The organism is Streptomyces sp. UNOC14_S4, assembly GCF_020740835.1.
In the GTDB taxonomy this organism is placed as follows: Bacteria; Actinomycetota; Actinomycetes; order Streptomycetales; family Streptomycetaceae; genus Streptomyces.
The window spans coordinates 1-8,012 of record NZ_JAINFC010000357.1 but is presented as its reverse complement, the minus strand read 5'-3'; the positions used below and the strand labels follow the sequence as shown (position 1 = coordinate 8,012).

Sequence of the window (8,012 nt, the reverse complement as noted above, 5' to 3'; positions counted from 1 at the left end):
CCCCCAACCCCTGCCCTTCCAGCACCTCACCGCCAAAACCCTCGGCGACGCGATCACGGCCTGCCTGACCGAACCGTCCACCGCCACCGCGCGGCCGAACTCGCCCACGGCATCGCCACAGAAGACGGCGCCGCCCCACTGCTCACCCACATCGGCTCACAGGGTGCTGGGTGAACCCGGGGCCCGATATCGGGTTCTGACCCAACTTCTATGGTGTGTGCACGCTGATTAATGAGGTGGGGAGGACGGTCGCGGCTGGTTAGGCTTCGCTCCATGAGTGGACCGGTGTTGGTGATCGAGTTGGCCGGGGCCATCCCCCACGCGGCGATTCAGCGGCTCCGCGACCTTCTGGTCCGCTCCTCGGCACGGTGTGAGGAGAAGCGGGTCGGCGATTACGACCTGAACGTTCACGCGGAGAGTTTTGGCATCTCGGACACCGGCGGCGTCGACGGACGGCGGCCCGTCCTGGTCTCCGTCATGGGGCCCGGCATCGGCGACGAGGCTGTCTTCGAGGCCGAGCACGCCGACGAAGTCGATCAGGAGTCTCTCATCGGCTTCACGCCGACCCACGCCATCGATGTCATCGCTTTCTGTAACCGTCCAGTCGACCACGTCGTCACGGCCTTGCTGGCCGCCGCCGTTATGGACGTGGTCGGTGGCGTCGTCAACGCCGAATTGAGGGAGGACCAGGTGCCCATAGTGGCAGACCTTCCCGGCGTCGTCGCAACGATGACCGATCCATGGCCCGCTGTGTACGGTTCGGCTGAGTTCCTCAGAGCATGGGTTCAGCAGCCCGGTTTCTGGCTGCTGAAGTAGCCGGAACTCAGCCGGTCAGCTCAGGCGAGTAGTACCAGGAGCGGACGTGCTCAGTGAGGGCGTCGAGTTCGGGGCAGTGCGTCCGGACGGCTTTGAGTTGGAGATGCTCGGCCTCGGTGAGGGTTTCCGGATGGCGGAAGATCCATCCGGCCACGGTCCGGGGCGAAGGCGGCCGGGCGGTCACCGGCTGCCGTCAGCAGCGCGTGGACGGCGGCATGCCGGGCCCGGGTCCGGTCGGCGAATCGGTGCCCGCCGGCCAGGGAGAACCGGACAGTGGCACCCTCGGCAAAGAATGGCGCCCGGTCCCGGCACGTCGACCAAGCGCTTACCGAAGGCCGAGGGACGGCCGCCGCGGCTGCCGCGCCGGAGTCGGTTGCGGATCTGGTCGGCCCGTTCGGGGATGGCGTGCCGGATGCCCCGCCTTCGCAGCCAGGTGCGGGCCGGTCTGCAGAGGGCCGCTGCCAGGCCGCGGGGCCCGCCGCGGTGCGCGGGTGCGGGTCGTCCGGGCGGGTGTCGTGGGTGGTGATCCGCGACGGCGGTCACGCCGACCGGGGCCCTGCCTCGGTCGGCGTGTGTTGCAGCTCGATCCGTACGAGCCGCAGGGCGCCTCCGGGTGCCGACCGGCCTCGGACTCAAGCCGGCCGACCGTGCCGAGGGCCGACCGGGGCGCGTACGGCCTCCGGGGTCGCGGGCTTGTTCCGGCGTCGGCTCCCTGCCACGGACAGATCAGGTCTTCAGGGTCGCAGGGTGCCGTCGAACTGGGCCCACCCGGACCAGCCGTTGCCCGTGGGGATCTGTCCGCGGTGGAATACCGCTCCACCCCGGTTGACGCTAAAGAGCTCGATGTGTCCCTCCATGTTGGCGGCGGCGGCCACCTGGGTCAGGGTGCCGTATAACGCTGCCACAGCCCCCGAACAGCCGGGCCGACAGCCCTTTCCAGCCGATCGGGTCCGCAACAGATGTCTCAGCGAGCACGCACGAAACAGGAAGGTCATGCCTGTGCCTCCGGCATGCGGAGCAGGAAGTTCGAGCTCGCCGATCAGGCCGGGGAGTCCTCGTTGACGCAGGTCAGCCAGGACCGGGTGATCGTCCTTGCCTCGTCCGCCTGTTCCGGGGTGACGACGCCCTCCATGTCCGGGCCACGCCCCAGGAAATCCCTGACGCGCTCGCGCTCATCGGCGCTGACCACCCAGATGGACGAGGTGGAGGACCCGTCGTCATGCCAGTCGAGCACGCTCAAGGTATGCCGGTGGGTCATCGCGTCCTCCCAGCCCCTCGGTGACGGGAATGCTCAGAGCGGCCTGGCGTCCTGCTGATGCAGCAGGACATCAGGATGTACCGGCAGAAAACGACCAACTACCCCACGGTATCGCCGACGCCTCCGCTCCGCGCGTCAGCAGAGCGCACAGCGCAGTATCCGCCCCATGCCACGGAGCCGGGCTCAGGCGTCGTCCCGTTCCGAGGAGTGCCGACGGACCAGGAGGAAGGCCGTGTCGTCGTGGGGCTCGTGGCGGGCAAAGTCCGTCAGGTCCTGCTGCAACCGCTCGATGAGCCGCGGGGAGGGCAGGGCGGCCCAGGAGCGGAGCCGTGCCGCGAGTGGATAGTCGGCGCCGGCCGCGTCCCGGGTCTCGGTCACTCCGTCCGTGCACAGGGCCAGCCGGTCCCCCGGGGCGAAGGGGATCTTCTGCTCGCCGCGGGAGTCCTGGGCCAGCTCGTCCAGCCCGAGGGGCAGTCCTGGAGCGGTGAGCTGGACCTCGGTGACACCGCCCGTGGTGAACAGGAAAGGCGGGACGTGCCCGCAGTGCACGATCAGTGCGCTCCCGCCGGGATCGAGCTGCAGCAGCAGCGCGGTGACGAATCGTCGCCCGCCGCTCTCCCCGCTCTCTGCCGCGTCCTGCTCCGCCCGCTGGATGTGCCGCAGCAGGGCCTGCTCCAGCCGGTCGGCCACACCGAGCAGGGTGGGCTCGTCGTAGGCGCACTCCCGGAAAGAGGTCAGGGTGGCCATCCCCGCCTGGAGCGCCGGCAGCCCCTTGCCCAGTACATCGCCGATGAGTACGCGTGTGCCGTGCGGGGTGGTCAGCGCCTCGTAGATATCACCGCCCACCAGCGCCTCCTGCGTGGAGGAGTGGTAGAAACCGTCGACCGTCGCATCGTCGGTGTGCAGCGGAAACGGGCGGATCAGGAACCGCTGGACGGTCTCGGAGGCGGACAGGGCCTGCTCGAGCAGATGATCGTGCTGCTGGCGCAGCGCACACAGCCGCACGAGGGCGGCGCCGATGGCCACGTTGCCCAGGACGACGGCATAGCTGGTCAGAAGCCCGGCCTCCCTCCAGCCGTAGGCGTAGACCACGCCCGTCGACACGCAGAAGACCATGGTGACGACCACGGTCTGCCGCACGGTGCGGTACATGGCGGCGATGATGGCCGCGATCACGGACACATGGATGATCCGGAAATCGGGTCCGGTCACGATGTCCACCAGCAGGACCGCGAGGACCGCGGCCACCAGCCCCGCGGTCAGGGTCCAGCCGCCCGTCTCCGACCGGCGCCGCAGACGCGGGTGACCGCTTCGCGCGGTGTCACATGTTCCGCGGGTCATGCGACTCCCCTCGACGATCGCCGATCGCCCCTCCAGCCTCGCATTGCACTCCGGAGGGAGCCAGCGATAGTCACTCACTGTGATCGGGCGGCGTCGGGGCTGGAGGACGACCGGCTCACGGTCCCCGCTACCAGCGGGGGCAACACGGGGCGCGAGCCCGATGCGCCATGATCGGATCGCCGCAGCCAGCGTCAGTGAAACCTCTTGGAGTCTCCGTGACATTAGTGGACACGGGCGCGGCCCGATCTGGTGATCGCCGAGTGCAGCGATCTCGGCGCGCATCTTGCGGCGAAAGTCCTGCACCTGCCTGTGTTTGCGGCGGACAACGGTCTCGGTCCGGTGCTCCTGGATCTCTGGGACACCGACATCGCGCCCGCGTTGACCCCTCTCTACAAGCGACATGGGCAGGACACCCCCGTACTGCCTCCGATGCTCACCCCCGCGCCGGTCCGGTGGTTCTACGAAACGCCCCCGCCCTCGGCGCGTGCGGTCCGTCGTGTCCGCGGGAGACCTCGCCGTTGAGCTGCGCAGCGCGGACCCCCGCATCAAGGTCGTCGAGCACGTCCCGCAGCCCGCGCTCCTGCACCGTGCCGACCTGTTCGTGACGCACGGCGGCCGGGCGTCCTTGCTCGACGCGGTGCAGGGCACAACGGCCGTGCTGGGCATGGGCGTTCTCGCCGATCAGCCCGACAACGCCGCCGCGTTCGCCCGGATCGGCCTCGGCCGCGCGCTGGAACTCACGGCGAAGCGCGGCGAGATCGCCGACGCCATGACGGCTGTCCTCGGCAATTCCGGCTACGGCGCCGCCATGACTGCCGCCGGCGCCGAGCTGACACAGCTGCCACCGCTCGACATCACGGAACTGCGGCACAGTGTGTGATTCATGAGGCGCTCGGCCGCCGCCGCGTCCGCTACCCCGCTGCTGTTAACCTGCTGGTTATGGCACGAGGTATCTGGTCGCAGAAGGTTCGTTCGGCCCGCTGACGGCGGCGCCTTTCTTCCTGCTCTTTCTGCTGAATCCGCGCTCGCCGTTCCGGTTCCTGCCGGGCGGCCGTTTTGCGTTGCCTGGCTCCACTGCGAGCTGCGGAGCATCCGTTGAACCTCAACCCCACCCCCGAAGCCATGTCCCTGCCTGTCGAGGCGGGCGGTAGCGCACACGTCCGCGCCGAGGGTGTCACCGTCACCCGCGGGGCCCGGCGCGTTCTGGACGACGTCTCGGTCACCGTCTCCGCCCGGTCACGTCTCGCCGTCGTCGGTGAGAACGGCCGTGGCAAGACGACGCTGCTGCACGTCCTCGCCGGACTGATCACGCCCGACGAGGGCACCGTGCACCGGACCGGCACGATCGGCCTGGCCCGCCAGGAGCTGTCCGCCCGGGACGGCGAGACCGTCGGCACCCTGACGTCCGAGGCGCTGGCCGCCTCGCTCACGGCCCTCGCCGCGCTCGACGAGGCGACCACCGCCATGGCCGAGGGCGGCCCCCGTGCGGGCGACCGCTACGCCGCCGCGCTCGAGGCCGCCACCCGGCTCGACGCCTGGGACGCCGAACGCCGCGTCGATGTCGCCCTGACGGCCCTCGGCGCCTGCACCGACCGCGACCGTCCGCTCTCGACGCTGTCGGCCGGGCAGCGCTACCGGGTCCGGCTGGCCTGCCTGCTCAGCGCGCGCCACGACGTCCTGCTGCTCGACGAGCCGACCAACCACCTCGACGCCGGCGGACTGGACTTCCTGACCCGCAGACTGCGCGAGCACGACGGCGGCCTCGCGGTCGTCAGCCACGACCGGGCGCTGCTGCGCGACGTCGCGGACCGGTTCCTCGACCTCGACCCGACCCGCGACGGGAAGCCGCGCCTGTACGCCGGCGGCTATGACGTCTGGCAGGACGCCCGGCGTCGCGAGCGTGAGCGCTGGGAACAGGACCACGAGGAGCAGCAGAGCGAGCACCGGCGGCTGCAGGAGGCGGTCTCGAAGGCCCGCGACCGGCTCTCCACCGGCTGGCGGCCGGAGAAAGGGAGCGGCAAGCACCAGCGCCAGTCCCGCGCACCGGGCGTCGTGCAGTCCCTGAACCGGCAGCAGGACGCCCTTGAGGCGCACCGGATCGATGTGCCGGAGCCGCCGCGGGCGTTGCGGTGGCCGGACCCGGGTGTCCGGCCGGGGGCTCCGCAGCTGCGGGCGCACGGCATCGCCGTCGACGGGCGGCTGGCCGGCCCGGTCGACCTCACCGTCGACGGCGGCGACCGGCTCCTGGTCACCGGACCGAACGGTGCCGGGAAGTCCACGCTGCTCGCGGTGCTCGCCGGTGCGCTCGACCCCACGGACGGGCACGTCCGAACGGCGCAAGGGGCACGGGTCGTCCGGGTCGTCCAGGAGACCGCGGCGCAGGACCCCTCACTCACGGTCCGTGAGGCATACGCCCGCCACGTGGGCCGGCTGGTGGCCCGCGGGGTGCTCCGCGACGCCGACGCCGTCCCGCTCGGGGCGCTCGGCCTGCTGGACTCCGACGCGATGCGCACGCCGGTCGGGCGGATGTCGCAGGGGCAGCGACGGCGCCTCGACCTGGCGCTGGCGCTGGCCGGGCGGCCCGGGCTGCTCCTGCTCGACGAGCCGACCAACCACCTGTCGTCGGCGCTGGTCGACGAGCTGACCGACGCGATACGCGACACGAGCGCCGCCGTCGTCATCGCCACGCACGACCGGCAACTGCTGCGGGATCTCGCACACTGGCCGCGTCTGGAGGTGGGCGGATCTCCGGCACCGGCGGTCCGGTCCGGCGCGGCCCGTTCGTCAGGCGGGTGAAAGCGCGGCGCTCCAGCCGCAGCACTCGGAAGTGCCGCGGCTGGAGCGGCAGCCATGGAAGCGGCGACGTCGAGTCCGCCCTCGCCAAAGACGGCCTGCTCGCCCAGGCCACGGCCGGCCGCTGTCAGCCCCGGCGTTCTTCCAGGAGCTCTGCGTCGAACGACCAGATGCCCCGTCCGTGCGTGGCTGCGTAGAGCCGCCCGTCCGGGCCGAGCCGTATCTGCAGCGCGGCCGTGGTGGGCAGCGCGTGGCCCAGTACCTTCCACTGCCCGGCACCGGGCGCACGGTGGAAGACGGCCAGGTCGGTGCCGAGGGCCAGCCCGCCGTCGGGCAGCAGCCGGATCGAATCGGCCGGGACGTCCGGCAGGTTCGCCGAGATGTCGGTCCAGTCGGCGCCGCCGTTCCGCGACTCGAAGACGTGGCCGATACCGGCGCCGGGGCCCTCGGTCCAGGTGCGGGAGAACCCGTTGACGGCCAGGAACACGTGCTGCGGGTCGGCGGGGTCGGTCTCGAACCCGGAGAGGTAGCGGTTGGGGACCGTGCCGTCCGCCGGCAGGGCGAGCTGGTGCCAGCCGGTGCCGTCGGTGTTGCCGACCGCGATGCCGCGGGTGAAGCCCTGGTTGTTGCAGGGGCCGCACCAGCCGACGTAGACCCGGCCGCCCGAGGCCGCGACGGCGGTGGCCACATGGCCGCCGCCCAGGTCGAAGGCGTTCTTCCACTCCGCGCCGCTGCGGATCGCGAAGCCCTTGGTCTGCACCCAGACGTGCCGGCCGCCCGCGATCCAGGTGTCGGTGTTCTTGGCGTCGGAGGCGATCGGTGCGATGAAGCGGGCCCCGTTGCCGCCGAGGTCCTTGTCCGGCGGCGCCACTTCGTACTCGGTGGCCTTGGCGGGGTCGGTGCTCCAGGCGCCGTTGTTCACGCCGCAGTCCTGGGTGACCCACATGTCGAGGTACACGTATTCCTGGGCGATGTTGCAGCCGTTCGCGGGGTCGGTGATGGTGTCGGCGCCGTCGCCGCCGAAGTTGGAGCCCATGACCCTGTCGCGGCCGCGCAGCATCGACTGGCCGTTGTCCTGCAGGCCGCCGGTGACCGAGACGCCGCCGTAGGTACGGTCCCTTCCGATGCCGACCGAGTAGTACTGGAGGGTGTCGATCGTGCCGTCGGCCAGCGACTGCCAGTCCTTGGCATGGCCGCCGGAGTCGACGGCGCCCTTGAGCGGCCGGCGGTAGATGCCGCCGTCGTTGCCCACGTACACCCAGGTCCTGCCGTGGTCGCTGCCGATGGCCACGGCGTGCTGGTCGGAGTGGGTGGTCGGGAAGCAGTCGCCGGTGCGTTTGGCGGGGTCGACGCTCCAGCAGGGGAAGGTGAAGTTCCAGTACGGGCCGGGGGTGATCCAGCTCGTGCCGCCGTTCTTCGTCTCGAAGACCTCTTCCAGGCCGAGGTAGACGTGGTCGGGGTCGGCCGGGTCGACCTGGAGGAACTGGTTGTACCAGGACTGGATGCCGGGCATGTAGCCGGCGGTCTGCAGGGCCGACCCGGACGCCTTGAGCTTCGGGTAGTCGGCGATCTGCGTCCACGGCCCCGCGGGCGAGCCGGACTTGGAGACGTAGACGCCCTTCAGGCCGCTGTCCGGGTTGCCGGCCGTCTGTGCCGGGGACTGGTCGACCGCGTAGAGGCGGGAGCCGTGGGCGGCGGCCGCGAAGGTCACATTGCCGACGTGGGCGCTGCCGGAAGGCAGGTCGCCGAGGGAGGAGAGCCGCTGCCAGGTCCCGTTCTGCTTGCCGTAGAAGCCGTTGTAGGC

At 71.0% G+C, this 8,012-nt stretch carries 6 protein-coding genes and 1 pseudogene; 3 read left to right on the top strand and 4 right to left on the bottom strand.

The annotated features are described in order from the left end of the window. Positions 1-273: 273 nt before the first annotated feature. Complete coding sequence (locus K6I34_RS26290) at positions 274-816, top strand: DUF6368 family protein (RefSeq protein WP_229329213.1); 543 nt, start codon at positions 274-276, stop codon at positions 814-816. A 7-nt stretch (positions 817-823) separates the two neighbouring features. Here the strand turns inward: K6I34_RS26290 and K6I34_RS26285 are convergent, their stop codons facing one another. The 3 genes from K6I34_RS26285 to K6I34_RS26270 all read right to left on the bottom strand — a co-directional run bounded on the left by K6I34_RS26285 (position 824) and on the right by K6I34_RS26270 (position 3,415). Next, entirely contained in the window at positions 824-970 is a 147-nt protein-coding gene (locus K6I34_RS26285) for a hypothetical protein (protein ID WP_229329203.1), read from the bottom strand. Between the two features lie 885 nt (positions 971-1,855). Then, a complete protein-coding gene (locus K6I34_RS26275; RefSeq protein ID WP_229329201.1) occupies positions 1,856-2,074 on the bottom strand; it encodes a hypothetical protein in 219 nt (72 codons plus the stop codon). A 183-nt stretch (positions 2,075-2,257) separates the two neighbouring features. Next, entirely contained in the window at positions 2,258-3,415 is a 1,158-nt protein-coding gene (locus tag K6I34_RS26270; protein WP_229329199.1) for a PP2C family protein-serine/threonine phosphatase, read from the bottom strand. Positions 3,416-3,899: 484 nt separating this feature from the next. Here K6I34_RS26270 and K6I34_RS26265 point away from each other — a divergent pair, with 484 nt between their 5' ends. After that, on the top strand, positions 3,900-4,295 hold the full coding sequence (locus K6I34_RS26265; RefSeq protein ID WP_229329197.1) for a glycosyltransferase: 396 nt from the start codon (positions 3,900-3,902) through the stop codon (positions 4,293-4,295). Positions 4,296-4,537: 242 nt separating this feature from the next. Further along, the gene (locus K6I34_RS26260) at positions 4,538-6,211 is read left to right on the top strand and encodes an ABC-F family ATP-binding cassette domain-containing protein (RefSeq protein WP_229329195.1); all 1,674 of its coding nucleotides are present in this window, start codon (positions 4,538-4,540) and stop codon (positions 6,209-6,211) included. A gap of 124 nt (positions 6,212-6,335) precedes the next feature. On the opposite strand, the pseudogene K6I34_RS26255 reads toward K6I34_RS26260, so the two are convergent. After that, positions 6,336-8,012 (bottom strand): annotated as a pseudogene (locus K6I34_RS26255) (glycosyl hydrolase); the annotation flags it as partial.

Bases quoted from the DNA above. Each gene is read 5' to 3' on its own strand.
- K6I34_RS26290 (WP_229329213.1), top strand. From the start codon at position 274: ATGAGTGGACCGGTGTTGGTGATCGAGTTGGCCGGGGCCATCCCCCAC.
- K6I34_RS26275 (WP_229329201.1), bottom strand. From the start codon at position 2,074: ATGACCCACCGGCATACCTTGAGCGTGCTCGACTGGCATGACGACGGG.
- K6I34_RS26270 (WP_229329199.1), bottom strand. From the start codon at position 3,415: ATGACCCGCGGAACATGTGACACCGCGCGAAGCGGTCACCCGCGTCTG.
- K6I34_RS26260 (WP_229329195.1), top strand. From the start codon at position 4,538: ATGTCCCTGCCTGTCGAGGCGGGCGGTAGCGCACACGTCCGCGCCGAG.